Genomic DNA, 26,258 nt, shown 5'->3' on the forward strand with positions numbered 1-26,258 from the left:
TGCATTGATCCTGTGCAGGTTAGGCGGGAAAATCCGGCGCATCCAGACGCGTCACGTCGCGTTCCGTCGCAAATGCCGCAATCCCGTCTTTCCGGGCGATCATACCCCGCGTATGACACCCGCGATCAACAGCAAGAAGCCCGCCATGCCCAAAGTCCCCTTCAGCGTCCCCCACAATCTGCCCGTGCCCGAGGCGGCGGCCCGCCTGCTGGCCGGTGTTCCCAAGCTGGAAAGGGCGCTGCCCCCCGGCGGCACCGTCACGGCGGAACAGATCGGCGCGGACGGCATGCGGCTCGACATCGGCGTCATGGGCCAGACCATCACGGTCGATTCGCAACTGACGGATGACGCGGTGCAGGGCACCGTCGCCGTCCCGATGATGATGACGATGATGAAGGGTCAGATCCTGCAGATCGTCGAAAGCTCCGTCGCGAAGATGCTGGCCAAGGGCGCTGCCTAATCCTCCGACCGGGTCGCCCAGACCTTGTCGGCGGGCGGCGGCGGCAGGTCCGGCACGTCGCGGCAGCGATGCAGATGCACCTTTGCGATGAAATTCGCGGTGATCGGCGCGGTGACGAACAGGAACGCCATCACCAGCGCCTCGTGCAGCGACGGGCGCCCCTCGGCAAAGGCCGCGACCATGGATGCCAGCAGCAGCGACCCCACCCCAAGGGTAGAGGCCAGCGTCGGCGCATGCAGGCGCGACATCGGGTTGTTCAGCTTCAGCAGGCCCAGCGACCCCGCCAGTGTGAACCCCCCGCCGGTGATGAGCAGCACGGCCAGCACGATATCCCAGATGATCGGCAGTTCGGTCATTCGATGATATCCCCCCGCAGCACGAAGCGGCACAGCGCCACGGTGGACACGAAGCCCAGCATGGCGATGATCATCGCGCTTTCGAAATAGATCTGGGTGCCCCAGAGGATGCCCGACAGGATGATCAGCCCGATCGCGTTGATGACCATCGTGTCCAGCGCAAGGATGCGGTCGCCGACGTGCGGCCCGCGCAACAGGCGCACCATGGCCAGCACCTGCGCAAGGCTCACGGCACCAATGGCGAAGTAAAGGGCGATTTCGGTCATGCGAAGATCTCCTTCAGGCGGCTTTCGTATCGGGCCTTGATGTCGTCGCGCACCGCGTCCGGGTCCGGCGCGTGCAGCGCATGGACCAGCAGGGCGGTGCCGTCGGCGCTCAGGTCCGCGGACAGGGTGCCGGGGGTCAGGGTGATCGACCCCGCAAGGATCGTGATCGCCTCGGGCTTGCGCAGGTCCAGTGGCACGGTGATCCACGCGGGCTGCAGGCTGTCGTTGCCGCGAAACAGGATCTGCAGGGCGACGGTGATGTTCGACTTGATGATGTCGAAGATCACGATCACGCAATAGACGATCATCCCGAAGGGCCGCGCCACCGGCGGCCGGTCGGGCCAGTAGGCAGAGGTCAGGATCGGGATCAGCAGCCCCAAAATCGTGCCGAAGACCACCGTCCCCAGCGTCAGGCTGTTGTTCAGCAGGCACCAGACGACCACCAGCAGCAGCGTCAGAAGCGGATGCGGCAGCAGCCTTCGGGTCAGTCGCAGCGGCATCTCAGTGACCCTCCTCGGTGGTATCGGTCGCGGCGTCGTCATGCGCGTCCGCGTCGCCGTGATCGTCCTTGATCTCCTTGCCCGGCATCGACAGCACCGCGGCGATATAGGGCTGCGTGTTGAACAGTTGCGCCGCGGTCGCGTTCAGATGTCCCGTCACAGGCCCGGCAAAGACCGTCAGCGCGACCAGCAGCCCCAGCAGGCTGCCGATGGCGACCATCGGCAGGGCCGGCTCCGGCGCGTCGTGCTCTTTCGTGTTGGCCTCGCCCGCCTCGGACTCGGGGTCCTCCTCACGCTCTGCCGCGACCTGATGCGACCGCCAGAAGATCTGGCTGCCCGCCCGGCCAAAGCCCACGACGGCGACCAGCGACCCGGCCAGAACCGTCCCCCAGACCCACCACACCAGCGCCGATCCCCGCGCCGCGTCGAGGATCAGAAGCTTGCCGACGAAGCCCGACAACGGCGGCAGGCCGGTCATCGCGATGGCCGCGACAAAGAACATGCCCGCCACCAGCGGCCCGCCCGCGACGGGCACCGCGTCGCGCAGCCAGACGCCGACGCCTGTGCGCCGGTCGCGCAGCACGTCGACCAGCAGGAACAGCGCCGCCGTGGCAAAGGTGGAGTGTATCGCGTAGTAAAGCGCCGCAACGATGCCTGACGCGGTAAAGACCGCAACCGCCGACAGCAGCATTCCCATCGACCCGATGACCGAAAAGGCGACCAGCTTGTCGATCCGGCGCGACCCCAGCACGCCGATCATGCCCATCGCCAGCGTCAGCAGTGCGGCCGGCAGCAGCCAAGTATCGAACAGGCCGCGGGTGATCTCCAGCTCCGGCGGAAAGACCAGCGTGTACATGCGGATGATGCCGTAGGCGCCGACCTTGGTCATGATCGCGAACAGCGCGGCGACCGGGGCGGGGGCTTCGGCATAGCTGCCGGGCAACCAGAAATGCAGCGGCAGCACGGCCGCCTTGACGGCGAAGACCAGCAGCAGCAGCACCGCGGCGACCCGGATGCCCGCACTGTTGGCGGCATCCAGCGCCGCGACGCGCATCGCAAGGTCCGCCATGTTCAGCGTGCCGGTCTTGGCATAGATCGTGCCCAGCGCGAACAGGAACAGGGTGGAGCCCAGAAGGTTGTAGAGCACATACTGCGTGCCCGCCCGCAACCGCCGCTGGCCGCCGCTATGGATCATCAGACCGTAGGACGCGATCAGCAGCACTTCGAAGAAAACGAAGAGGTTGAAGGCGTCGCCGGTCAGGAACGCCCCCATGATCCCCATCAGCTGGAACTGATAGAGTGGATGAAAATGCGCGCCCCGGCGGTCCCAACCGGACCCGACCGCATAAAGCAGCACCAGCGGCGCCAGAATGGCCGTGACCAGCACCATCAGCGTGCTCAACCGGTCCGCCACCAGAACGATGCCGAAGGGCGCCTGCCAGTGGCCCAGCTGGTAGACGCTGATCGTGCCGTCACGCGCCTGCCAGAACAGGCCCAGCGCCACGGCCAGCAGGGCAAAGGTGCCGGCGACGGACAGCACCCGCTGCAGCGACAAATGGAACCGCGCGACCAGCACCAGAATGGCAGCCAGCATCGCCGGCAGAACGACAGGAGCGACGAGCCAATGGGTCATTCGACGGCCTCTCCGCGCAGGGCATGCGGGGCCGTCGGAATCTCCGCATCGCGCGCGGGCACGTCGACCAGATCCTCGCCGGCGCTCAGGTAGGACCCCAGCGCCATGATGACGACCACCGCCGTCATCCCGAAGGAAATCACGATCGCCGTCAGCACAAGCGCCTGCGGAATCGGATCGGTATAGACCTCTATCCCGTCGCGCAGCACCGGCGCCGCGTTCAGCGCCAGCCGACCCGAGGCGAAGAGAAACACGTTGACGGCATAGCTCAGCAGCGAGGTGCCGATGATGACCGGAAAGGTGCGTAGGCGCAGCACCATGTAGATGCCGGCGGCGGTCAGCACGCCGATGGCGGTGGACATGAGGAATTCCACGGTCAGCCCTCCTGCTTGACGGATGGACGGGACGGGTCGATGTCCATGGCGTGTTCGTTCGTCTCGGTCCCGGCCCTCCGGCCAAGGCGAGAGAAACTTTCCAGCGACAGCATTACCGCCCCCACGACGGCGAGGAAGACGCCAAGGTCGAAGGCCGCAGCCGTCGCCAGCTCGAACTCGTTCATCGGCGGAATGCGGAAATAGCCGAAGGCGGACGTCAGGAACGGTTCTCCTGCGAACCACGACCCGATGCCGGTCAGCCCCGCGACAAGCACGCCCGCCCCGATGATCCCGTGATAGGGATAGCGCTGGCGGCTGTCCGCCCAGGCAAAGCCCGACGCCATGTATTGCATCACCACGGCAATCGCCACGATCAGGCCCGCGACGAAGCCGCCGCCGGGCTCGTTATGGCCGCGCAGGAAGATGTAGACGCCGACCATCAGCACCACGGGCATCATCACCCGGGTCAGCACGACCATCATCAGCGGATGCGCGTCACCGGCGCGCGCCTCCTCGAAATCGCGGTTCAGCAGTTTCGCGCGGACCTCGCCGTTCAGCAGCGCCTCGGTCAAGGCATAGATCACCAGCGCGGCGATCCCCAGCACGATGATCTCGCCAAAGGTATCGAAGCCCCGGAAGTCCACGAGGATCACGTTCACGACGTTGTCGCCGCCACCGCCCTTGTAGGAATTGGCCAGATGATATTCCGACATGGATGTCATCGGGAAATCGCCCATCAGGATCGTCCATGTCAGCGCCGCCACCGCGACGCCGCCGCCGATGGCGATCACCGCATCCCGCGTGCGCCGCCCGGCGGTCGATTCCGCCGGTGTGCGGTTCGGCAGGAAGTTCAGTGCCAGCAGCAGCAGGATGATCGTCACCACCTCGACCGAGATCTGCGTCAGCGCAAGATCGGGGGCCGAGAAGTAGTTGAAGCTCATCGAGACGATCAACCCGATGATCCCCATCAGGATCAGCACCGCCAGCCGGTTGCGATGATAAAGCACGAGGAACCCCGCCGCCGCGATCAGCATCGCCCACAGCGCCACGCCCACCGGTGTGATCGGCAGCATCGCCCGCGTCGGGGCAACGGCGTCGCCGGTGAACCACGCATGCGCGCCCAGCCCAACCACCGTCACCACGAAGATCGCCGCGTAGCGGGTAAAGCTGCCGTCATGCAGCCGGTGGCTGAACCGCGCCGCGCCGTTGGCCAGCGCCTTGATCAGGCTGTCAAAGATGTCCTTCGCCTCTGGCCGCGGCATCGCATGCCAGACGCGGGCCAGGGGACCGAACAGCGCCAGCCAGATCAGCCCGCCTACGACCGCGATCGCCGACATCGCCAGCGCGGGCGTCAGGCCGTGCCACAGGGCCAGATGCTCTTCCGGCATCTCTGCCACGCCGCCGACGACGGCCCCGGTCACCAGCCGCACGAAGGGTTCCGCCAGGAACGGTGCGATGCCAAGGCCCACGACGGGAATCATCAGCAGGGCAGGGGGCAGCCACAGACCCGGTTCCGGATCATGGGGATGCGCCGGGTAATCGTGCCGCTCCGCCCCCAGAAAGGTGTGGCTGATGAAGCGGAACGAATAGGCGGCGGAAAACAGCGCCCCCAGCGTCGCCACGACGGTCACCAGCAGCGGGCTGTTGAACAGCGTCGTGTGCAACGCCTCCTCCAGCATCATCTCTTTCGACACGAAACCGTTGAACAGCGGAATTCCCGCCATCGACAGCCCCGCCAGCGTCGCGATCAGGAAGGTCAGCGGCATCAGGTGCCGCAACCCGCCCAGCTTCTTCATGTCGCGCGTATGCACCCCGTGATCGACGATCCCCGCCACCATGAACAGCGCCGCCTTGAAGCTCGCATGGTTCAGGATGTGGAACACCGCCGCCATCGCGCCGAAGGTCGTGCCGGTCCCCAGCAGGAAGCAGATCAGCCCCAGATGCGATACGGTCGAAAAGGCCAGCAGCGCCTTCAGGTCGTCCTTGAAGAAGGCGATGAAGGCCCCGATCACCATGGTCAGCAGGCCCACCGAACAGACCAGCGTGACCCAGACCTCCGTCCCGCTCAGCACCGGCCACAGCCGTGCCATCAGGAACAGACCCGCCTTCACCATGGTCGCGGAATGCAGATAGGCCGACACCGGCGTCGGCGCGCTCATCGCGTGCGGCAGCCAGAAGTGGAACGGGAACTGCGCGGATTTCGTGAAGCACCCCGTCAAGATCAGCAGCAGCGCCGGCAGATACAGGGGCGAGGCCTGGATCAGCTCGCGGTTCTGCAGGATCACCGTCAGGTCATAGCTGCCGACAATCTGGCCAAGGATCAGCATGCCGCCGATCATCGCAAGGCCACCCATGCCGGTCACGGTCAGCGCCATCCGCGCACCCTGACGCCCCTCCGGCAGATGCTTCCAGAAGCCGATCAGCAGGAAGGACGACAGCGACGTCAGCTCCCAGAAGACCAGCAATATCAGGACGTTGTCCGATAGCACGATGCCCACCATCGCGCCTTGGAACAGCAGCAGATAGCTATAGAATTCGCCCATGTTGTCGTCGCGCGACAGATACCAGCGGGCATAGGCGATGATCAGCAGTCCGATCCCAAGGATCAGCCCCGCGAACATCAGCCCCAGCGGGTCGAGGAACAGGTCGAGGTTCATCCCCAGCCCCGGCAGCCAGTCCAGCCGCGCGGTCGGAACCTCTCCGCGCCAGACGCCGGGCAGATGCGTCATCAGCCCGATGAAGGCCAGCGCCGTCACGGTAAAGGTGGTGACGAAGCACACCTGCCGACCGGCCCTGATCATCAGGCCGGGCAGCAGCGCACCGAGGAAGGGCAGGGCGACGATGAGAAACAGTGACATGGCGGTATTTATCGCGGACAGGAACCGGAACGACCAGCCCTTGAAATCCGAATAATGCTTCCTTACCCGCTCTCGGGGCCGTGATGACGAAAAATTCAGAAGCAATCGGGCATTCGCCCGCCGTCTCAGGCCAGATGATCCGCCACCGCGCGCAGGATCGCGCGCCCCTCCGGCGTCGCCGCGGGCCAGAGGTGCCACATGTGAAACAGGTCCGGCAACACCTGCAGCGTCAGTCCGACCCCAGAGCGGGCCGCACGGGCGGCGAACAGCAGCGTGTCGTCCAGCAGCACCTCTGTCGTCGTGGCCGCCATCAACAGGGGCGGCAGGCCAGACGTATCGCCCAGCAGCGGCGAAGCCTTCGGATCATCGTCCGGCAGATGCCCCAGCGCCATGTCCGACAACCGCCGGTCCTGTGCATCGTCGTTCATCAGGTCGGTGTCGGAATTGCGCGTCCGCGTCGTGCTCTGCCCGCTGCGGTCGGTATTGGGTGACAGCACCGCCAGTCGCCGCATCTGATGCGGTCGGGACATGCCCAGCACCAGCCCCAGATGCCCACCTGCGCTGTCGCCCACCACATCGGGCCGGTCCAAAGCCGTCAGGACCGCCAGCGCCGCGTCGCGGGGTGCGGGCCATGGATGCTCTGACGCCAGCGGATAGTCGGGCACGAAGACCGGCCGCCCGGTCAGGTCCGCCAGCACCCGCGCCGGGGCGGCATGGCTGTCCGACCCGCCAAAGACGTAGCCGCCACCGTGCAACCAGACGATCGGCCGCCCGCCGGTGCCGAACCAGCGCCCGTCGCAGCCGCCGACCGAGTCCACCGGGGGCAGGTCGGGCGGTCCGCCCGGATGCGCCAGTCGCAGAAAGGCCGCCCGCATCTCTGCGGGCGACCCTTCCACCGGATTGGCACGGATGTGATCCTCCAGCCCGGCGCGATCCATCAGACGTTGATCGACCCGACCGCACCGCCGTCGATGCGCCAGTTGGACCCCGTGACGAAGGACGACAGCTCGCTGCACAGGAAGGCGATCACCGGGGCGACCTCCTCGACCTTGCCGCGCCGCTTTAGCACAAGGTAGGGGCGCTCTTCGTCGAGGAAGCTTTCCACCGCCTCGTCGAAAGAGCAGTTCTCTTCCTCCGACCGCTTCTCCATCATGCCGTCGGTCATCGGCGTCTCGATGAACGCGGGCGCGATGCAGTTCACCAGCAGGCCCTTGCCGGAATGCGCCATTGCGATGCTCTTGGCATGGCTCAGCAGCGCCGACTTGGCAGAGTTGTAGACCGTCTCCTCGGGGTAGGGCTGTGCGACGTTTTCCGAGGTGACAAAGACCACGCGGCCCCAGCCGCGGTCGATCATCGGCGGGCACAGGTGCCGCGCCAGCCGGACGCCCGACAAGAAGTCGATGTTCAGCGCGTCGTCCCAGTCATCCTCTGACATCTCCAGCGGGTCGCCCTTGGCGCCCGTCACGCCGGCGGCGTGCACCCAGATGTCGAAATCGGTGCCGGCTTCCTTCACGAAGGCGTCGACGCCCTCCTTGCTGGACAGATCGCCGGCGATGCAGGTGATCCCGAATTCCTCGCGCACGGGGGCAAGGTCCTCTTCCTTCAGGTCCGTCGCGGTGACGGTCACGCCCGCCTCGATGAACCGCTTGATCGTCTCGATGCCCATGCCGCCCGAACCGCCGGTGATCAGCGCGCGTCTGCCCTTGATGCCAAGATCCATGTCCTGCTCCTCAGATGAAAGTATCGGCGCTCAACAGGGGGCGGGGCAAAGTTGTTCCGCTGCACGCGCATTGTCGCAGGCGGGAACAACGCTGCACCGCGGCAGTTGTCGCGGGAACCTCGATAAAAGGAACGCCCCATGACGGATGCCCCCCATATTCCCGCCCAGCATCAGGATTCCATGCCCGCGGACGAATACAAGATGGACCCCGCCCCCGACTACATGCCGCGCCATCCGGGTGTGGGCAAACTGACGGGCAAGGTCGCCCTGATCACCGGTGGTGACAGCGGCATCGGTCGCGCCGTCTCCGTCCTCTTTGCCCGCGAGGGTGCCAAGGTCGCCATCGCCTACCTGAACGAGGACAAGGACGCAGAGGAAACCAGACGTCTGGTCGAGGCGGAAGGGTCAGAGGCCCTGCTGATCGCCGGTGACCTCGGCGTGAAAGAGCACGCCACCGATGCGGTGGAAAAGACCGTCGCCCGGTTCGGCCAGCTCGACATCCTCATCAACAACGCCGCCATGCAGTGGATCGACGAGGACCTGACCGAACTGTCGGAAGAGCGTCTGCGCCGCACCATGGACAGCAACGTCATGTCCTACTTCTTCTGCACGCAGGCAGCGCTGCCGCACCTCAAGGAAGGCGCCTGCATCGTGAACACGACCAGCGTGAACGCCTTCAAGGGCAACGATTCGCTGATCGCCTACTCCACCACCCGCGGCGCATCGCTGGCCTTCAGCCGTTCGATGGCCTCGAACCTCGTGGACAAGGGCATCCGCGTGAACGCCGTGGCCCCCGGCCCGGTCTGGACGCCCTTCATCCCCGGCTCCATGCCCGCCGACATGGTCGAGGATTTCGGCTCCTCCTCGCCCATGGGCCGCGCCGGCCAGCCGTGGGAAATCGCCACCGCCTTCCTCTTCCTCGCGTCCTCAGACGGCAGTTTCTTCACCGGCCAGACCCTGCACCCGAACGGAGGCATGATCGTTGGCGCGTAAGTCCGCGCCCGCGATCTACCAGATCTACCCGCGCTCGTTTCAGGACACGACCGGCAACGGTGTCGGCGACATTCAGGGCATCATCCAGCGCCTCGATCATGTCGCCGGCCTTGGTGTCGATGCGATCTGGTTGTCGCCGCTTTACGTCTCGCCCTGGATGGACGGCGGCTACGACATCGTCGACCACACCGCCATCGATCCGCGCTTCGGCACGATGGCGGATTTCGACGCGCTTGTGGAAAAGGCGCATGGCCTCGGCCTGCAGGTCTACATGGATCAGGTGCTGAACCACACCAGCGATCAGGCACCGTGGTTTCAGGCCGCCATCGCCGGGGATGACGAAAAGGCCGACTACTACCTCTGGCGCGATCCCAAACCCGACGGCAGCCCGCCCAACAACTGGCTGGCCCAGTTCGGCCTGCCCGCATGGACGTGGAACCACAAGCGGCGGCAATACTACCTGCACCAGTTCCTGCCGCAGCAGCCCAGCCTCAACCTGCGCAATCCCGCCGTGCAGGACATGATCGCCCGGCAGATGAAGGGCTGGCGCGACCGTGGCGTCGACGGCTTCCGCTTCGACGTCGTTACCGCCTTCCTCTGGGACGACAGCCTCAGCGACAATCCCCCCGCCACGCCAAAGGTGCACCGCAAGGTCGCAGGAGAGGTCTTCAATCCCTACACCTATCAGGACCATGTCTACGACATGCTTCCGGGCGACGGTGCGGCCTACGCCGAAAACCTGCGCAAGTGGGCGGGCGACGACGCCTACCTGATCGGAGAGAGCACCTCCGGCAACAAGTCCATCGAACTCGCCATGGCCTTCACCGAGCCGGGCCGCCTTGATTGCGTCTATACCACCGACCTGCCGGAAGAACGCGGCAGCCCTGCAATCGTCACGGACATCATCGACCGCGCCGACAGCCTGCAACGCCTTGCCGGCTGGCTGTCCAGTCACGATCAACCGCGCCACGGTCGCGGCGATTCCTCTGACCCGGTGCTGGCGCTGCAGATGGCCTTCCTGCCCGGCCCCTGGATCATCTACCAGGGCGAGGAATACGGCCTGCCGCAGCCGAAACTCAAGAAAGAGGACGTGACCGACCCCCTCGATCTGCTTTACTGGCCCGACGGGCCGGGCCGCGAAGGCGCGCGGGTGCCGATGCCGTGGGACGCCGTGGCCGACAGCTACGCCTTTACCAAGGGAACGCCCTGGCTGCCGATGACCTGGGACCGGGCCGCCATCCAGCGGGCACAGGCGCAGCTTGCGCCCTTCTATCGCCAGATCATCGGCCTGCGCCGCGATCTGGGCTGGGCCACGGCCAAGGTCGTGGATTGCTCCGCCCGCGACGACCGGCTCGACCTGTCGATCCGCACCGCAGAGGGGCGGACGTTTCGCGGGCTGTTCAGCCACGGCGCCGGCGATTTTGCTGACCTGCCCGCCGGCGATCCTGTGGTGACCGCCGATGCCCTCTGCCCGACGCTGGCCCCGAACGGCTGGTTCGGCGCCGTCTGGTCGGTGTAAGGCAAAGGCCCCGCCGGCCGGCATGCGCCGGCGGGGCCTTCGCGTCATTCCTCGGGCGCGTAGTCCTGCGTCAGCACCACGACCGACTGCCAGTCCACGGTCAGCGAACCCTCGTGCGTGGCATCGGCCGCCGGATCGTCCGCGCTGGTATCCAGCCGCTGCACCCATTCGCCGTCCGGCAGGGTGAACTCCGCCGGATCGCCCGCATTGAAGATCATCAGGATATCGCAATCCGACGCCGTGGTGATGCGCTTGGCCAGACAGCGCAACCCGCCGTCGTGCCAGTCGTCCTCGGTCATCTCGCGCCCTTCGGGATGATGCCAGCGGGTCGCCTTGCCGTCAGACAGGTCCGCATTGCCAAAGTTGGTGTCGACGAAACCTTCCAGATCGCGCCGCAGGGCGATGGCCGCGGCGGCGGACCGCGTCAGGCTGTCGTCCGCCTCTTCCCAGTTCAGCCAGGTGATCTCGTTGTCCTGGCAATAGGCGTTGTTGTTGCCGTCCTGCGTCTGTCCGAACTCGTCGCCCGCAAGGATCATCGGCACGCCCTGCGCCAGCAGGACAGTGGCCTGCGCCGCCTTCACCCGGCGCCGACGCGCCTCCATGATGTCTGCGTCATCCGTCGGCCCTTCGGCGCCAAGGTTGTCGCTGAGGTTGTTGTCGTGGCCGTCGCGACCGTCCTCGCCGTTTGCCTCGTTGTGCTTGTCGTTGTAGGCGGTGGTATCCCACAGGGTGAACCCGTCGTGCGCCGCGACGAAGTTGATGGACGACGTTGCCGGCCGGTTGTCGTGGTCGAACTGCACCGGCGATCCCGACAGCCGCTCGCTCAGCGGCCCGGTCATGCTGTCGTCGCGCCGCCAGAACGCGCGGATGTCGTCGCGCGCCTTGTCGTTCCATTCGCGGAACGGCCAGACGAAGCCGCCGACCTGATAGCCGCCGTCGCCGATGTCCCAGGGTTCCGCGATCAGCTTGACCGCCGACAGCACCGGGTCCTGCCGGATCGTGGCAAAGAAGTTGCCGCTGCGGTCGAACCCGTCCGAATCCCGCGCCAGCGTGGATGCAAGGTCGAAGCGGAAGCCGTCCACATGCATGACCTCGACCCAGTAGCGCAGCGAATCCATCACCATCCGCAATACCATCGGATGCTGCACGTTCAGCGTGTTGCCGGTCCCGGTGGTGTCGTAGACGTGCCGCTTGTCCTCGCCGGTCATGTAGTAGGATTCGTTGTCGATCCCCCGGAACGACAGCGTCGGGCCCATCTCGTTGCCTTCGCAGGTGTGGTTGTAGACCACGTCGAGGATCACCTCGATTCCCGCCGCGTGGAACCGGTCGATGGCCGTCTTGACCTCCTGGATGTCCCAGCTTTTCAGATAGCCCTGATGCGGCGCAAAGAACGACAGGGTGTTGTAGCCCCAGTAGTTGCTCAGCCCTTTCTCGATCAGATAGTTGTCGTTGGCGAAGGCGTGGATCGGCAACAGCTCGATCGCGGTGACGCCCAGCTTCGTCAGATGTTCCAGCACCGGGTCGGCCGACAGGCCGGCAAAGGTGCCGCGGTCCGCCTGCACGATGCCCGGGTGGCGCATGGTCAGGCCCTTGACGTGCGCTTCGTAGATCACGGTCTGATCCCAGCGGGTGCGCAGCGCGTCCGACCGGTCCCAGGCATAGGAATCGTCCACCACCACGCCTTTGGGCATGAAGGCCGCGCTGTCGCGCTCGTCGAACGTCAGGTCGTCTTCGCCCACCTTGTAGCCGAACAGGGAATCGTCCCACTGGATGTTGCCCATCAGCGCCCGCGCATAGGGGTCCAGCAGCAGCTTGTTGGGGTTGTAGCGATGGCCCTTCTTCGGCGCATAGGGGCCGTGGACGCGGTAGCCGTAACGCTGCCCGACCCCGACGCCGGGGATGAAACCGTGCCAGACGCCGCCTTCCATGCAGGGCAGGGTGATGCGCGCGGTCTCGTGCTGGCCGCCTTCGTCGAACAGGCACAGTTCCACCTTGTCGGCGCTGTTGGAAAACAGGGCAAAGTTCGTGCCGCCGTCGCGGGGATCGGCCCCCAGCTTGTCGGGGCGTGCCAGCGAAAGGTCGAACGTCACATCGACCGGCGTTTGGTCCGTCATGGTCTATAATCCTTCAAGCGACACGGTGGTCGCGCATTGGGGCATCCGTAACGGGCGCCCGTTTACCTCGGTCAACGCTGCGCCGCGGCGGCTGTTCCGGTCGCACCGGGCATTCCGTTGACGCCCATTGCCGTTCAGCCCGTCCTGCCCGGTTTTGCGGCAGGCGCGGCACTGTCGTCCCACGTGACGACCGGATCGTCACCGGTGTCGCAACGCAGCGTCAGCCGGCGGTTTCCGTCGTCCCGCGTCAGCGCCACCGCACCGCCCGCGTCACGCGCGATCGTGCAGCCGGCGGTATCGAAGAACGCAGGGTCCGCAGATCGCAGCAGCAGCAGATCCCGCGACAGCCGCGCCTTGTCGCCCGCGAAACCACCCGCCTCCGTCAGGTGCATCAGCGCATCCAGATCGACCGGGCGCCGGTTGTCGGGGTCGGTCAGCGCAAAGTGCGGCCCGAGGCAGCCGCGATAGATGTCCGGCACGCCGGTCATCGCGATCTTCAGCGCGGTCTGCACCAGCGACAGCCGCTGTCCCAACGCGATCAGCCGGTCCAGTGCCGCCGGTGCCGTGTCGCGCCACTGCGCCGTCAGGTGGGGGATCAGGTTCAGCACCCGCGCCTCCGCCGCCTCGTCCGGATGGGTCCAGTTGGTGACGCGCTTGGCCTCGCGCATCGCCTTGGTCATGTGATCCCGCAACCGCGTGTCCAGATCGTCCTCGCCCCAGATCGCAAGCGCGCTTTGCACCATGTACCACCGCGTGTTCGGCCGCACGGCGTCCGCGCCCTTCAGCGTCGCCACCCCATCGACCAGCGCGATCAGGTCCGCGGGCAGCCGGGAACAGGCCACCAGCCGCATCCGCGCATCCTCGGACCGCTTGGTATCGTGGGAAGAGGTCAGCGTGATCGCCATTGGCAACCGGTCCGCCAGCCAGTCGTTCATGGCGTCGTCGATGATCGTCACGTCGTCCGGATCGGCCCCCACCTCGTTCGCGGCGATATAGGCGTTCCAGCGGAACCCGGCGGTATCCTCGTGCGATTTCGCCAGCAGCGCGCCGGTCACCTGCTGGAAGCGCACCTGCAGCCGTGCGGCTTCGGGCGTCTGGGGCGACAGGATGCAGTCGGTCAGCAGCCGAACGACATGATCGCTGCGCAGTCCCTCCGCGGCCTCGTCCGCCACCCGGTGCATCAGCGCCACGTCGTCCTCGCGGTTGTCTGCCCCTGCCAGATAGGTGCGATAGCGTGGAAACGCGACCAGCAGCGCCACGACAGCCTCGCGCAGCGCCTCCTGCCCCTGCTCGTCGCCAGCGGCGACCGCCGCCGCGTCCGCCAGCACGATCATCTGTTGCAGCTCCGCCGCCAGATCCTGCCGGATCACCTCGTTCTTGGCGGCGATCAGCGCCTTGTGAAAGCTGCCGCTGCGCCCGGTCTGTTCCTGCCACGCCGCCATCAGCCGCGCGTGACCGTCCGCATCCGTCAGCAGCCGCGCGATCTGGCGCGCCGCCTCGTAACCCGTGGTGCCCGCCAGCCCCCAGTCCGGCAATGCCTCGTCGCCGGTCAGGATCTTCTCGACCCAGATCGGCGTGTCCGGCAGACGCGCCTTCAGCGTCTCCAGATAGGCGGCGGGATCTGCCAGCCCGTCGATGTGATCCAGCCGCAGACCCTGCACAAGGCCACCGTCCACAAGGTCAAAGACCTTGCGGTGCATGTCCTCGAACACCGCGTCATCCTCCACCCGCATCCCGATCAGTCCGGTCACGTTGAAAAAGCGCCGGTGCGTGATGCTGTCACGCTCACGCTGCCACGGCACCAGCCGCCAGACCTGCGCATCGTGCAGCGCGCCCATGTCGGTCTCGTCGCCGACCGTCGCCGGGTCCAGCGGCACCGCCAGATCGCCGACGCACAGCACCGGCCCGTCGGCGGCCCGGTCGAGCGTGACCTCCCCCCGCTCCACCAGCGCGTCGAAACCGTCGGTCAGAAAGGGCAGCATCAGCCGCTCCGACCAGTCGATGTCGAAGTGCGGCGCAAAGGCGCTGTCGGTCCCGTGCCGCAGCAGATCGCGCAGCCACGGATTTTCCAGCGAGAACGCCGTGTGGTTCGGCACGATGTCGAGGACGATGCCGATCCCCGCCGCCTGCGCCGCCTGCGCCAATGCGGCAAAGCCCGCATCGCCGCCCAGATCCGCCTCGATCGCGTTCGGGTCGATCACGTCGTAGCCGTGCGTCGATCCCGCCTGCGCCGCAAAGATCGGCGACAGGTACAGGTGGCTGATCCCGTTCGCGGCCAGATGCGGCAGGTAGTCCTGCGCCGTGGCAAAGGTGACACCTTCGCGCAGTTGCAGGCGGTAGGTGGCAGTCAGTGAAATCATCTTGTCTCTATCCATGTGCAGAATGCAAAATTATCCTCGGGCGCGCCCAGTCGCAGCCCGGTCGCGTCGCCGCCCCACAGATCCGGCGGCACGGCCTGACCCAGTTGCACGACGCAGTTCAGGTCGCCGGTCTCAAAGCGCCAACAGACCCGCAGCGCCCTGGGCCCGATGATCCAGACGTCGGCCCCGGTCTGGCCGCTGTGCAGCAGCGGCACGACATGGCTGCGGCGCCAGTCCAGCAGCCGTCGGGTCAGCGCCCGCCAGTCGTCCGCATCGTCTGGCGGCGTGTCATAGGGGCGCGCGTCCGTGAAGGTCGACAGCGCCATTGGATCGGGCAGGTCGCCGCCAAAGCCGCCGAAGGCGCTGAACTCCTCCAGCCGCCCCTTGCGGACGATATCCGCCAGATCGCCCTCGAAATCGCAGAAGAACGGGAACGGCGTGCGCGCGCCGATCTCTTCGCCCTGAAACAGCATCGGCACGAAGGGCGCGGTCAGCAGCAGCCCGTGGGCCACGCGCATCGCCTCCGGTCCCGCCAGCGCGATCAGCCGTTCGCCAAGCGCGCGGTTGCCGATCTGATCGTGCGTCTGATTGGCGTTGACGAAGGCCTCGGGCGGCAGGTGCCCGCTCGGCGCGCCGCGTGTGTCGGCCCGGTCGTTGCGCGGCGTCCCCTGCGCCACGTGACCTTCGGTCAGCGCGACCGCCAGATCGGCCATCGGATCGACGGCGAAGGGCGCGTAATAGCCCTCGTCCTCGCCCGTCAGCAGGCAGTGCAGGCTGTGGTGATAATCGTCGTTCCACTGCGCGTCCGTCACACCGTCGTCGCGATGGTCCGGCAGGTTGCGCTCGTCTTCGGCGATCAGGTGCAGGGGGCGGTGCAGGTCCAGTGCCCGCAGCCGCTGCGACAGGGCCTTCAGGAATTCCGGGGTCGAGGGGTCCTGCAACTGGTGCACCGCATCCAGCCGCAGGCCGTCCACGCCGAACTCCGCGATCCACATGATCGCGTTCGCGATGAAGAACTCCCGCACCGGTCCTTGCGTGAAATCGATCGCGGGGCCCCAAGGGGTCGTGCGGTTGGCGTCGAAGAACGCGGGGGTGACGCCGCCCAGATAGGCCCCCTCCGGCCCGAAGTGGTTGTAGACGACGTCGAGGATCACCGACATCCCCAGCCCGTGCGCCGCCGTGACGAAATCCGCGAAATCGCCGGGCGTGCCATAGGCCGGATGCACCGCGTGGGGCAGCACGCCGTCGTAGCCCCAGCCGCGGTTTCCCGCGAACTGCGCGATCGGCATGACCTCGACGGTGTTGATGCCAAGGGCCACCAGATCCGGCAGGCGGCGCGCGGCGGCGGCAAAGGTGCCTTCGGTCGTGAAGGTGCCGATGTGGATCTCGCTGATGACCGCCTCGCACCAGGGCCGGCCGGTCCAGCCGTCCTGCACCCGGCGCGGCAACGTCAGCAGCGACGGCCCGTGGACCGTGTCCCGCTGCCGGCGAGAGGCGGGGTCGGGCAGGGTCTGCCCGTCGATGGCAAGGCGATAGGGCGTGTCCGCCTCCGCCGCGATCTCTGCCCGGAACGTGCCGTCGGCACCCTTCGCCATCGCCTGTGGCGCACCATCGCCGACGATGACCGCGGCCTCTGTCGCATCCGGCGACCAGATCGCGACGGACCAGCGACCATCCCCGACGGGGCGCGCGCCCCAGTGTTGCGGCGCCTCTGCCTCCATCGTCGTCGACTCCCATTGGCCTGTTCGCAAATCAACGCGACATTGTATGCGGCGGTTCCGTCGACGCAGGCCCGCTGCGACGATGAAAGCCTTTGTCCCGCGGAAAACACGGTCTAGGTTGCGGCAGATCAGCAAGGGGCCTCAGGTGACGGACGAAACGACGCCGCGGACACGCAGCAGTGCGGCGACATGGGTCGGTTTTGCCGCCATGTGTCTCGGCATGTTCATGGCGATCCTCGACGTGCAGATCGTCGCCACGTCCTTGCCCGACATCCAGTCCGCGCTCGGCATCGCCCCCGACGCGATGAGCTGGGTGCAGACCGCCTACCTTATCGCAGAGGTCATCGCGATCCCGCTCACGGGCCTGTTGATGCGCGCCCTGTCGATGCGCTGGCTCTTTGTCATCGCGACAGGCGTCTTCACCGCGGCCTCCGTCGGCTGCGCCGCGTCGCAGGGCTTCAACAGCCTGATCGCATGGCGCGTGCTGCAGGGCTTCGCCGGCGGCACGCTGATCCCCGCCGTCTTCGCCGCCGTCTTCCTGCTGTTCCCCCTGCGGCAGCAGGCCTTCGCCACCACGCTCGCGGGCGTCGTCGCGGTGCTGGCCCCGACCGTCGGCCCCATCGTCGGCGGCTGGATCACCTCGACCTACTCGTGGCACTGGCTCTTCCTCGTGAATGTCGTACCCGGCATCGTCGCCGTGGCGCTGGCCGCAGGACTGGTGCCCGCCACCGCGGCCAACCTGAAAGAGGTCCGCCGCGTCGACTGGCTCTCGCTCGCCTTCATGGCGCTGGCCCTCGCCACGCTGGAAATCGCGCTGAAAGAGGCGCCGACGCGGGGCTGGCTCTCGCCCCTCGTCATCGGCCTCTTCGCCGTGGCGGTGGCCAGCGGAAGCGCCTTCGTCCGCCGCAGCCTGACCCACGCTGCCCCCATCGTGGCCCTGCGCAGCTTTGCCGACCGGCGCTTCACCATCGCCTGCATCCTGTCCTTCGTCCTCGGCATCGGCCTCTTCGGCTCCACCTACCTCATGCCGGTCTTCCTCGCCTTCGTCCGCGACCATTCGGCGCTGGAAATCGGGACGATCATGCTCGTCACCGGTGTGGCGCAACTCGTCGTCGCCCCCATCGCCGTCCTCGCGGAAAAGCGGGTCCCCGCCCGCATCCTCACCGCCGCCGGCTTCGCCTTCTTTGCCGTGGGCCTCGGCATGAGCGTGTTCCAGACCCCGCGCACCGACTATGATCAGATGTTCTGGCCGCAGGTCGTCCGCGGCCTCGCCATCATGTTCTGCCTGCTGCCGCCCACCCGCATGGCGCTGGGCCACCTGACCGAGGCAGAGGTGCCGGACGCCAGCGGCGTCTTCAATCTGATGCGCAACCTCGGAGGCGCCATCGGCCTCGCCCTGATCGACACCGTGATCTACGCCCGCGGCCCCGGCCACGCCGCCGACCTGACCGCGCGGCTGGCGGCGGGCGACGCCGACGCCGCGACCTTCATCGGCATCCCGCCCGCCCTGCTGACGGGCGGCGCGCCCACACCTGCGCAGCAAGCCTACCTCGCGCCGCTCATGGAAAAGGCCGCCACGACGCTGGCGATCAACGACGCATGGCTGATGATGGCTGCCCTGACCGCAGCGGCGCTCCTGTGCATCCCCTTCGCCCGCCAGCGCTAGGCCGATGCTGATCGTCACCCACGCCACCCTGCGCAACCCCGCCGTCCTCGCCGTCAAGCAACTGCCGCGCAAGTTCTTCGGCCGCGTCACCCCGTGGCCGCGCCGCGCCGGCCTGAAACACCTCGCCCGCATCGCCATCGAGTTCCAGGGCATCCGTTACATGCTGGCCCTCCTGCCGCTCCTGATCATCGGCATCGTCTGGACAGAGGCCGCGCTGCCCCTCGCGCAGGCCCCCCTGCTGATGATCATCCTGATCTACGTGGTCGAGATGCGCGTCATCCGCGTGCCCGCCAAACGCCGCGCCGGCCTCATGGACCCCGCCGCCGCCGACCGCGGCCTCGACCTGTTGCGCGCACAGGCCCGCGCCGCCCTGACCCGGATCGCGGCTCTGCGCGGTCTGCGCGCGGGCCAGCTGCACCTCGTCATCGAACAATCCGACCTGCGCGGCCTGCCGCCGCTCACCTATGTCTCGGTCCAGTCCGACGACGGCCCGCAGGTCCTCGACCTGACCGAAGCAGAGCGCGCGATCCTGCAGGACACCCTCTTCAAGGGCGACATGACCGAGCGCCTGCTGCACCGCATCAACGCCAGCCAGAACGTCTTCCTGCGGGACATCACCCTCGACGCCCGCGGCGTTTCGGCCCACGCGAGGCTCGCCGCCGCCCTAGCGTGACAGGTCGACCAGCCGGCCGAAGGGCGCCGCGACCCCCGCGGCATCCGGCACCGCCCAGATCACCGGGAAACGCGGGGCAGGGCCGGCAGGCCCGTCCAGATCGGTCAGCACGACCAGCGCGCTCGCCCCCAGCCGCGCCGCATGGGCCACCACCGGCGCGAAATCCGTGCCGCCGCCGCGCGGCATCTCGGGCAGCACCGGCCGGCTCTCGGTCGGCGCCAGCCGCGCGACGTGGCGCAGCCCGTCGTCGAAGACCGCCACATGCAGCTCCACCGCCATCCGCCGGGCGATGCCCGTCACCTCTGCCCAGAACAGCCCCAACCGCACGTCGTCGATGCTGCCAGAGGCATCGAGCCCCACAACCACCCGCGCCACATCGGTCTGCGACCTGTAACCGGCCTCGAACCCCGGCACCGGTGTCCCAGCCCGCTCCGCCTGCGCCGCCGCCGCGATCCAGCGCCGCGCGGGCCTTTGGGACGAGGGGCGCCGCTCCGGCATCACCGCTCGCGTCAGCAACCGCCGCAGGATCACGTTCCACGGCGTCTGCGGTTCCGGCAGATCCGCCAGCCGGTGCAGCGCCGCGCCCACACCGCGCCCGGCGGCGCGCCCCGCCTCCACCGCCCGGCTCAGGTGCTGCTGCCAGCGCGCGGCTTCCTCCGCCGCGCCACCGCCGCCCGTCGCGTCGCCGGGGTCCACATCCGGCACGAACCGCTGGCGCTCCGCGTAGTCCTCCACCGCCGCCCCGCGATCCCCCTCATCGCCCCCTCGTGGCAACAAGGCGAAGTAAAGCCGCTCCACATCCCACTCCGCCAACCCGCCCTCGGCCTGACCCAACCCCTCTCGCAAAAGCCCCTCCAGCGTCACCGCAGGCCGCGGCAACGCGTGATCCGCCGCCAGCAGCACCGTGTTCACCAGCGCATCGGCGGCGAGGTTGAACAGGTCCGGCCGGAATGCGTCCCCGTGCCGCGCCTGCAGATCGCCCATCCGCGCCGAATGGCGCAGCGCGACATGCAGCACGTGATGCGCCGCCAGTCCGATCTGCACATGCCGGGGCAGGGCTTCGAAGTCGGGGCCATAGGTGATGACCGTCCCCGCCGTGCCCGTCGTCGCCCCGTCGCGATGATCGCACCACAGCGCCAGCGCGGCCAGCGCCGGGTCCGCCTCGGCCAGATCGACCAGCGCGGGCCGGGCGCGGGCGGAATGCCGCCCGCTCACCGCTCCGCCACGTAGGCGGCATAGGCCTCCGAACCGCGGAACGCCTCCTGCCAGCCCTGCGCCAAGCTGCGCTCGATCAGCAGCTCCATGCCATGGGTCGTCAGCTCCGCCAGCGGCAGCCGCGCGAAATCGCCGCCGCGCCGGTCCGCCAGATGCCGGATCCCGGCCATGATCGCGATGACCTCCGGCAGCGTCTCGCGCTCCGCCAGCGTGACCAGCGCATAGACCAGCGCCGTCAGCCCGTGCAGGCTTTCGGGATACAGCGCCACCCGCTCGCGCGGGTCTGCCGCGATCATGTCCGCCACCTGCACCGTCGCCGCGATCTCCTGCTCCAGCAGCACGAACTCCGCCGCCGGCGCCTCGCCCAGCGTGCCCGCGATCAGCGTATCGCGCAGCACCCGGTCCGGCACCGCCCGCAGGATCGCGCTGACCCGCGCCCAGCTGCGCGGCGTGCAGGCGATCATCCGCCCCCGCAACAAGGCATCCGCCGTCGTGTCCAGCAGGTCCGGCCGCGTGCGGACAAAGGCGATCACCGCCGGATGCAGCCCCCGCGGCACCGCATAGCGCGCAATCCAGTCCGCGGCTTCGGCCACCACGTTCAGATGGATCAGCCGGTCCGACAGCGCCGTCCCCATCTCATAGGCCACGGCCCCGTCGTCGACCGTATTCCCCGCCGCCACGATGAAGGTGTTGGCCGGCAGCACATGCAGCCCCACCCGCCGCTCCTGCAGCAGACCGTAAACCGTCGGCTGCAGGGCAGGGGCCGCCGCCGTGAGTTCATCAAGGAACAGGATCGCCGACTGGTCCGGGTCATCGGGCAGATCCTCCGGCGGATACCAGACCGTGCGCTTCGCCGCATGGTCATAGAAGGGCAGGCCGCGCAGGTCCTGCGGCTCGATCGTCGTCAGCCGCAGGTCGAACAGGCGGCTGCCGGTTTCTTCGGCCAGCTGGGCCACGATCTCTGTCTTGCCGATGCCGGGGCGGCCATGCAGCATCCAGGACGCGGTCAGATCGCCGCGCATCTGCGCCGCATGGCCCAGCCGCAGCGCCTCCAGCGCGCGGCCGGCGGAAATCGGTGGCGTGTTCACGGACATGGCAATCCTCCCGATACGCGAAATGGACCGCCCGCGCCGGTCATCCAGCCTCAACCCTTTATCAGGCCAAACGATTCTTTTACATAATATGTATCGCATGCGAAACATTTGCTTTTTGAAATGTATTTCCCGGCGCCCTGCATCGCCTTTGACACTGCGCCCCGGCCATGCTCAGGTCGGCCCATGCGCATCCTCTGCCTTCTGCTCCTTCTGCTGTTCCCCGCCGCCGCCATGGCCCAGACCCGCGCCGCGGTCGAGGCGCAGTTCCGCACATGGCTCGACCAGACCGTCTGGCCTCGCGCCAGCCGCGAAGGCGTCAGCCGCGCGACCTTCGACACCGCCTTCCAAGGCGTCACCCTGAACTGGGACCTGCCCGACCTCGTCCCCCCCGGCATGGCCCCGCCCGCGCGCCAGGCGCAACGGCAAAGCGAATTCGGCCAGCCCGGCAAGTACTTCAGCCGCGGCAGCCTCGACGGCGCGACCGCCACCGGCCGCCGGATGGCAAGGCAATACGCCCAGACCCTCGCCGCCGTCGAACGCGCCACCGGCGTCCCGGGCCGCATCATTCTCGGCATCTGGGGCCGCGAAAGCGGCTACGGCCGCGCCGACATTCCCCATGACGTGTTTCAGGTGCTGGGGACCAAGGGCTTCATGTCGACCCGCGCCCCCTATTTCACTGACGAGCTCGTGGCCGCCCTGCAGATCGCGCAACGCGGCGCCGCCCCCCGCGCCATGCGCAGCAGCTGGGCCGGTGCGTTGGGCCAACCGCAGTTCATGCCCTCGAACTACCTTGGCTATGCCGCCGACGGCGACGGCGACGGGCGCGCCGACATCTGGGGCTCCGCCCCCGACACCATCGCCTCGATCGGCACCTACCTCACCCGCCACGGCTGGCAGCCGGGCCGCGACTGGGGGTTCGAGGTTACGGTTCCGGCAAACGTCTCTTGCGCCCTCGAAGGCCCCGATCAGGCCCGCCCCATCGCCGACTGGGCCGCCATGGGCATCGCCCGCGTCGGCGGCAAGGCCTTTCCCGCTGCGGAACTGCGCCAGCCCGGTTCGCTTTTGATGCCGGCGGGACGCTACGGCCCGGCCTTCATCGTCACGCCGAATTTCTACGTGCTCAAGGACTACAACACCTCGGACCTTTACGCGCTCTTCGTCGGCCACGTCGGCGACCGGATCCAGTACGGCACGCCCGACTTCGCCGCCCCCTGGCGTGGCACCGACAGCCTGCTGCGCTCCGACGTCGCCGCCCTGCAGCGCGGCCTCGAATCCCGCGGCCTCGACGTGGGCGGCGCCGACGGCCTCGCCGGCTTCAGGACCCGCCGGTCCATTGGCCAGTGGCAGGCGGCGCAGGGGCAGGCCGCCACCTGCTTTCCCGACGCGACCCTCGTCCGCGCGCTGGCCCGCTAGCGATAAAGCCGCACCCCGGCCACGGCGACCTCGGCCGCGAATTCATGCCCGATCGCCACGATCCCGATCCGCCGCAGCCCGGCAGGGTCGAAGGGCACATCCGTCCGGTGCGGCTCGAAATCGGCAAAGGCGAAACGCCGCGTCACCCAGTCCTCCGGCGCCCTGAAATCGACACGATAGGACTGCCACGGCCGCGTCAGATCCACCGTCCGCAACCGCAGATCGTACCGCTCGCCGTTTCCTAGGACGTCGATCTCGATCCCGGCAAATCCGCCGGCATCGTATCCGCCGCCTCCGGGCGCCAGATCCGCCGCCATCTGCACGAAGCCGCCGTCGTTCTCCAGCGACACATCGCCGGTCAGCTGCATCGCCCGCCGGCCGTCCAGCGTCACCGGCGCGATCCGCCCCCGCGACACGCCGCCCATCACCGTGTCGGCCACGAATTCCCAGTCCAGCGTCAGGTCCATCACCACACTCCCCTTGCCCACCAAGCACCTAGCGCCCGGGCGCCGTGGTCCAGTCTCATCTGACAAGAGCAACTTTCGCCGGATGCCCGGCCCCGATCACACCGCGCGCCACAGCCCACCCTTGGCGCGCGCCCGGCACGGGTCTATCACGAACCCTCAATCGCAAGGAGCAGACCCCGTGGACCCCGTCACAGCCCGCATCAGCCGCACCATCGCAACCGAGATCGGGGCCCGTCCCGATCGGGTCAACGCCGCCGTGGCCCTGCTGGACGACGGCGCCACCGTCCCCTTCGTCGCTCGCTACCGCAAGGAGGTGACGGGCGGTCTCGACGACACGCAGTTGCGCACCCTGAACGACCGCCTCGCCTACCTGCGCGAGCTGGAAAAGCGGCGGGCGGCGATCCTGGGGTCGATCACGGAACAGGGCAAGCTGACCGACGACCTCGCCCGCGCGATCCAGTCCGCCGATACCAAGGCCACGCTCGAGGACCTCTATCTGCCGTTCAAGCCCAAGCGGCGCACCAAGGCGATGATCGCACGAGAAAACGGCCTCGACCCGCTGCTGCGGGCCATCATCGCGGACCGCGCGGCCGATCCGCAGCAGCTGGCGCAGGCCTATCTGTCCGAGGCCGTCGCCACACCGAAGGACGCCCTGACCGGCGCCCGCGACATCCTGATCGAGGAACTGGCGGAGGACGCGACCCTGCTGGGCCGTCTGCGCCAGATCATGCAGGACGAGGCGGAGATCACCGCCAAGGTGATCGCCGGCAAGGAGGAGGCGGGGGCCAAATTCTCCGACTACTTCGATCACCGCGAGAAGTGGGCGAAGATCCCGTCGCATCGTGCCCTCGCCATCCTGCGTGCCTCGAAAGAGGAGATCGTGACCGTCGACATCGCCCCGGACCCCGATACGGTCCTGCCGCGCATCACCGACGCCATCGCGTCCCGCATCGGGATCCGCGGTCAGGCCCCCGGCGACATCTGGCTGCGCGACGCCGCCATCTGGGCGTGGAAGGTCAAGCTGAGCCTGACGATGTTCATGGACCTGATGGGCGAGTTGCGCAAACGCGCCCATGACGCCGCGATCGAGGTCTTCGCCCGCAACCTGCGCGACCTGCTGCTGGCCGCCCCCGCCGGGGCCAAGCGGACGCTGGGCCTCGACCCCGGCATCCGCACCGGCTGCAAGATCGCCGTGGTGGACGAGACCGGTAAGCTGCTGGACACCGCCACCATCTATCCCTTCCAGCCGAAGAACGATCTGCGCGGCGCCTCCGCCAAGCTGACCGAGATGATCCGGCGCCACGGTGTCACCCTGATCGCCATAGGCAACGGCACCGCCAGCCGCGAATCCGAACGCCTCGTCGATGCAGTCATCACGGCGCTGCCGGGGGGACCGAAGCCCGCCAAGGTCATCGTCTCCGAAGCAGGCGCCTCGGTCTATTCCGCCTCGGAACTGGCGGCGAAAGAGTTTCCCGCCCTCGACGTCTCGCTGCGCGGCGCCGTCTCGATCGCCCGTCGCCTGCAGGATCCGCTGGCCGAACTGGTCAAGATCGCGCCAGAGGCGATCGGCGTCGGCCAGTACCAGCACGACGTCGACCAGCGCCGTCTGGCCCAGTCCCTCGACGCGGTGGTGGAGGATGCGGTGAACGCCGTCGGGGTGGACCTGAACATGGCCTCCGCCCCGCTGCTGGCGCGGGTCGCGGGCGTGGGCCCGACGCTGGCGCAGGCCATCGTCGCGCACCGCGACGCGCAGGGCGCCTTCCCCTCGCGCAAGGCCCTGCTGAAGGTCGCGGGCCTCGGCCCCAAGGCATTCCAGCAAAGCGCGGGCTTCCTGCGGGTGCAGGGCGGGGCTGAACCGCTCGACGCGTCGGCCGTCCACCCCGAGGCCTATGGCGTCGCCCGCCGGATCGTGCAGGCCTGCGGTCGCGACATCCGCGCGATCATGGGCGACGGCGCCGCCCTGTCCGGTGTGCGGGCAGAGGATTTCGTCGATGACGCCTTCGGCCTGCCCACGGTGCGCGACATCCTGAGCGAGCTGGAAAAACCCGGCCGAGATCCGCGCCCCGACTTCAGGACCGCGACCTTCGCCGAGGGGATCGACAGCATCACCGACCTGAAGCCCGGCATGTCGCTCGAAGGCACCGTGACCAACGTCGCGGCCTTCGGCGCCTTCGTCGACATCGGCGTGCATCAGGACGGGCTTGTCCACGTCAGCCAGCTGGCGGACCGCTTCGTGAAGGACCCGCACGCAGTGGTAAAGGCCGGCGACGTCGTCCGCGTCCGCGTGACGGAGGTCGACGTCCCCCGCAAGCGCATCGGCCTGACCATGCGCAAGGACAATGCCGGGGAGGCTGCGCCGCAGGCTCGTCCGGGCGAGGCGAAGTCCGGCCGTGGGACGCCGAGTCGGGGCAAGGCGACGGCGACTGCCGCGGATTCGGGGAACAACGCCCTGGCAGAGGCGTTGAACGCAGCGCTGAAGGGGAAGAGCTGACCGGAACGGCCCGGCGGCCTGCCGCGAAAACCGCCTGTTTTCAGGGCGTTTCGTAAAACCGTCACAAAAATCGCGGACACAGCGCATTTTTCGGTTGCGCCCCTCCTGCACTGACCGTAGAAGCCCCCTCACCGGAGACGCAGTGATGCAGACACGGGGCGGCGGACGGAACGGACGGTCGAAAGATCAGGAAGTTCGGGAAGCTGGGAAAATTCTTTGAGGTTTGAGTGGGGCGCGCTTTTTTGGCGCATCTTGTTTCTTTTGGCCTCTACGCTGTTTGAAATTGTTATATCTGAAGAGATATGTGGGCGGTTTGGTTCGGTTCGATGGATCAGACGTCTGTATATCGCGCTCTTAGGGTTTCG

At 67.8% G+C, this 26,258-nt stretch carries 22 protein-coding genes; 7 read left to right on the top strand and 15 right to left on the bottom strand.

Features of this window, described 5'->3' with window-relative positions:
• Nucleotides 1-145 precede the first annotated feature (145 nt).
• Nucleotides 146-460, top strand: a complete 315-nt coding sequence (locus tag BUA54_RS21275) for a polyhydroxyalkanoic acid system family protein (RefSeq protein WP_072858442.1) — start codon at nucleotides 146-148, stop codon at nucleotides 458-460.
• Here the strand turns inward: BUA54_RS21275 and BUA54_RS16935 are convergent.
• The 8 genes from BUA54_RS16935 to BUA54_RS16970 form a co-directional block, all read right to left on the bottom strand.
• Entirely contained in the window at nucleotides 457-816 is a 360-nt protein-coding gene (locus BUA54_RS16935; protein WP_072858443.1) for a monovalent cation/H(+) antiporter subunit G, read from the bottom strand. The two genes, BUA54_RS21275 and BUA54_RS16935, sit on opposite strands and share 4 nt — an antisense overlap.
• Entirely contained in the window at nucleotides 813-1,082 is a 270-nt protein-coding gene (locus BUA54_RS16940) for a K+/H+ antiporter subunit F (RefSeq protein WP_072858444.1), read from the bottom strand. The genes BUA54_RS16935 and BUA54_RS16940 overlap by 4 nt, the downstream gene beginning before the upstream one ends.
• The gene (locus BUA54_RS16945; protein WP_178352774.1) at nucleotides 1,079-1,582 is read right to left on the bottom strand and encodes a Na+/H+ antiporter subunit E; all 504 of its coding nucleotides are present in this window, start codon (nucleotides 1,580-1,582) and stop codon (nucleotides 1,079-1,081) included. Before BUA54_RS16945 ends, BUA54_RS16940 begins: the two co-directional genes overlap by 4 nt.
• Nucleotide 1,583: 1 nt before the next feature.
• Nucleotides 1,584-3,215 carry a monovalent cation/H+ antiporter subunit D gene (locus BUA54_RS16950; RefSeq protein ID WP_072858445.1) on the bottom strand — a complete coding sequence of 544 codons (1,632 nt, stop codon included), beginning with the start codon at nucleotides 3,213-3,215 and terminating at the stop codon, nucleotides 1,584-1,586.
• Nucleotides 3,212-3,589, bottom strand: a complete 378-nt coding sequence (locus BUA54_RS16955; protein ID WP_072858446.1) for a Na+/H+ antiporter subunit C — start codon at nucleotides 3,587-3,589, stop codon at nucleotides 3,212-3,214. Before BUA54_RS16955 ends, BUA54_RS16950 begins: the two co-directional genes overlap by 4 nt.
• A gap of 2 nt (nucleotides 3,590-3,591) precedes the next feature.
• Entirely contained in the window at nucleotides 3,592-6,447 is a 2,856-nt protein-coding gene (locus BUA54_RS16960) for a monovalent cation/H+ antiporter subunit A (protein ID WP_072858447.1), read from the bottom strand.
• Between the two features lie 125 nt (nucleotides 6,448-6,572).
• Complete coding sequence (locus BUA54_RS16965) at nucleotides 6,573-7,385, bottom strand: alpha/beta hydrolase (protein WP_072858448.1); 813 nt, start codon at nucleotides 7,383-7,385, stop codon at nucleotides 6,573-6,575.
• Entirely contained in the window at nucleotides 7,385-8,167 is a 783-nt protein-coding gene (locus BUA54_RS16970) for an SDR family NAD(P)-dependent oxidoreductase (protein ID WP_072858449.1), read from the bottom strand. Before BUA54_RS16970 ends, BUA54_RS16965 begins: the two co-directional genes overlap by 1 nt.
• A gap of 138 nt (nucleotides 8,168-8,305) precedes the next feature.
• Here BUA54_RS16970 and BUA54_RS16975 point away from each other — a divergent pair, with 138 nt between their 5' ends.
• Both BUA54_RS16975 and BUA54_RS16980 read left to right on the top strand, forming a co-directional pair.
• On the top strand, nucleotides 8,306-9,160 hold the full coding sequence (locus BUA54_RS16975; protein ID WP_072858450.1) for a glucose 1-dehydrogenase: 855 nt from the start codon (nucleotides 8,306-8,308) through the stop codon (nucleotides 9,158-9,160).
• Nucleotides 9,150-10,679, top strand: coding sequence for an alpha-amylase family glycosyl hydrolase (locus BUA54_RS16980; protein ID WP_072858451.1), 1,530 nt, complete (start codon nucleotides 9,150-9,152; stop codon nucleotides 10,677-10,679). Before BUA54_RS16975 ends, BUA54_RS16980 begins: the two co-directional genes overlap by 11 nt.
• A 44-nt stretch (nucleotides 10,680-10,723) precedes the next feature.
• Here the strand turns inward: BUA54_RS16980 and glgX are convergent, their stop codons facing one another.
• The 3 genes from glgX to treZ form a co-directional block, all read right to left on the bottom strand.
• Nucleotides 10,724-12,793, bottom strand: a complete 2,070-nt coding sequence (gene glgX, locus BUA54_RS16985) for a glycogen debranching protein GlgX (protein WP_072858452.1) — start codon at nucleotides 12,791-12,793, stop codon at nucleotides 10,724-10,726.
• Nucleotides 12,794-12,927: 134 nt separating this feature from the next.
• Nucleotides 12,928-15,153: a malto-oligosyltrehalose synthase gene (gene treY / locus BUA54_RS16990; RefSeq protein WP_072858453.1), complete on the bottom strand. Its 2,226-nt coding sequence runs from the start codon at nucleotides 15,151-15,153 to the stop codon at nucleotides 12,928-12,930.
• Nucleotides 15,150-16,904, bottom strand: coding sequence for a malto-oligosyltrehalose trehalohydrolase (treZ, locus tag BUA54_RS16995; protein WP_245810749.1), 1,755 nt, complete (start codon nucleotides 16,902-16,904; stop codon nucleotides 15,150-15,152). Before treZ ends, treY begins: the two co-directional genes overlap by 4 nt.
• Before the next feature lie 115 nt (nucleotides 16,905-17,019).
• Here treZ and BUA54_RS17000 point away from each other — a divergent pair, with 115 nt between their 5' ends.
• Both BUA54_RS17000 and BUA54_RS17005 read left to right on the top strand, forming a co-directional pair.
• Nucleotides 17,020-18,540 (top strand): DHA2 family efflux MFS transporter permease subunit, encoded by a 1,521-nt coding sequence (locus BUA54_RS17000; protein ID WP_072858455.1) that lies wholly within the window; start codon nucleotides 17,020-17,022, stop codon nucleotides 18,538-18,540.
• Nucleotides 18,541-18,544: 4 nt separating this feature from the next.
• Nucleotides 18,545-19,213 (top strand): hypothetical protein, encoded by a 669-nt coding sequence (locus BUA54_RS17005; RefSeq protein ID WP_072858456.1) that lies wholly within the window; start codon nucleotides 18,545-18,547, stop codon nucleotides 19,211-19,213.
• Here the strand turns inward: BUA54_RS17005 and BUA54_RS17010 are convergent.
• Together BUA54_RS17010 and BUA54_RS17015 are read right to left on the bottom strand one after the other, a co-directional pair.
• The gene (locus BUA54_RS17010; protein WP_072858457.1) at nucleotides 19,205-20,428 is read right to left on the bottom strand and encodes a vWA domain-containing protein; all 1,224 of its coding nucleotides are present in this window, start codon (nucleotides 20,426-20,428) and stop codon (nucleotides 19,205-19,207) included. The two genes, BUA54_RS17005 and BUA54_RS17010, sit on opposite strands and share 9 nt — an antisense overlap.
• A complete protein-coding gene (locus BUA54_RS17015) occupies nucleotides 20,425-21,522 on the bottom strand; it encodes an AAA family ATPase (protein ID WP_072858458.1) in 1,098 nt (365 codons plus the stop codon). The genes BUA54_RS17010 and BUA54_RS17015 overlap by 4 nt, the downstream gene beginning before the upstream one ends.
• Nucleotides 21,523-21,705: 183 nt before the next feature.
• Between BUA54_RS17015 and BUA54_RS17020 the strand changes: the two genes are divergently transcribed.
• The gene (locus BUA54_RS17020; RefSeq protein ID WP_072858459.1) at nucleotides 21,706-22,935 is read left to right on the top strand and encodes a lytic murein transglycosylase; all 1,230 of its coding nucleotides are present in this window, start codon (nucleotides 21,706-21,708) and stop codon (nucleotides 22,933-22,935) included.
• Here BUA54_RS17020 and BUA54_RS17025 read toward each other — a convergent pair.
• Nucleotides 22,932-23,402 (bottom strand): CIA30 family protein, encoded by a 471-nt coding sequence (locus tag BUA54_RS17025; protein ID WP_072858460.1) that lies wholly within the window; start codon nucleotides 23,400-23,402, stop codon nucleotides 22,932-22,934. The genes BUA54_RS17020 and BUA54_RS17025 overlap by 4 nt on opposite strands.
• Nucleotides 23,403-23,484: 82 nt before the next feature.
• Here BUA54_RS17025 and BUA54_RS17030 point away from each other — a divergent pair, with 82 nt between their 5' ends.
• Nucleotides 23,485-25,893 (top strand): Tex family protein, encoded by a 2,409-nt coding sequence (locus tag BUA54_RS17030; RefSeq protein WP_084114500.1) that lies wholly within the window; start codon nucleotides 23,485-23,487, stop codon nucleotides 25,891-25,893.
• 128 nt (nucleotides 25,894-26,021) lie between these two features.
• Here the strand turns inward: BUA54_RS17030 and BUA54_RS21400 are convergent.
• Nucleotides 26,022-26,258, bottom strand: a 237-nt coding sequence (locus BUA54_RS21400) for a hypothetical protein (protein ID WP_218588299.1), incomplete at its 5' end; no start/stop codon positions are given.

It is taken from the genome of Loktanella atrilutea, assembly GCF_900128995.1.
GTDB lineage: Bacteria > Pseudomonadota > Alphaproteobacteria > Rhodobacterales > Rhodobacteraceae > Loktanella > Loktanella atrilutea.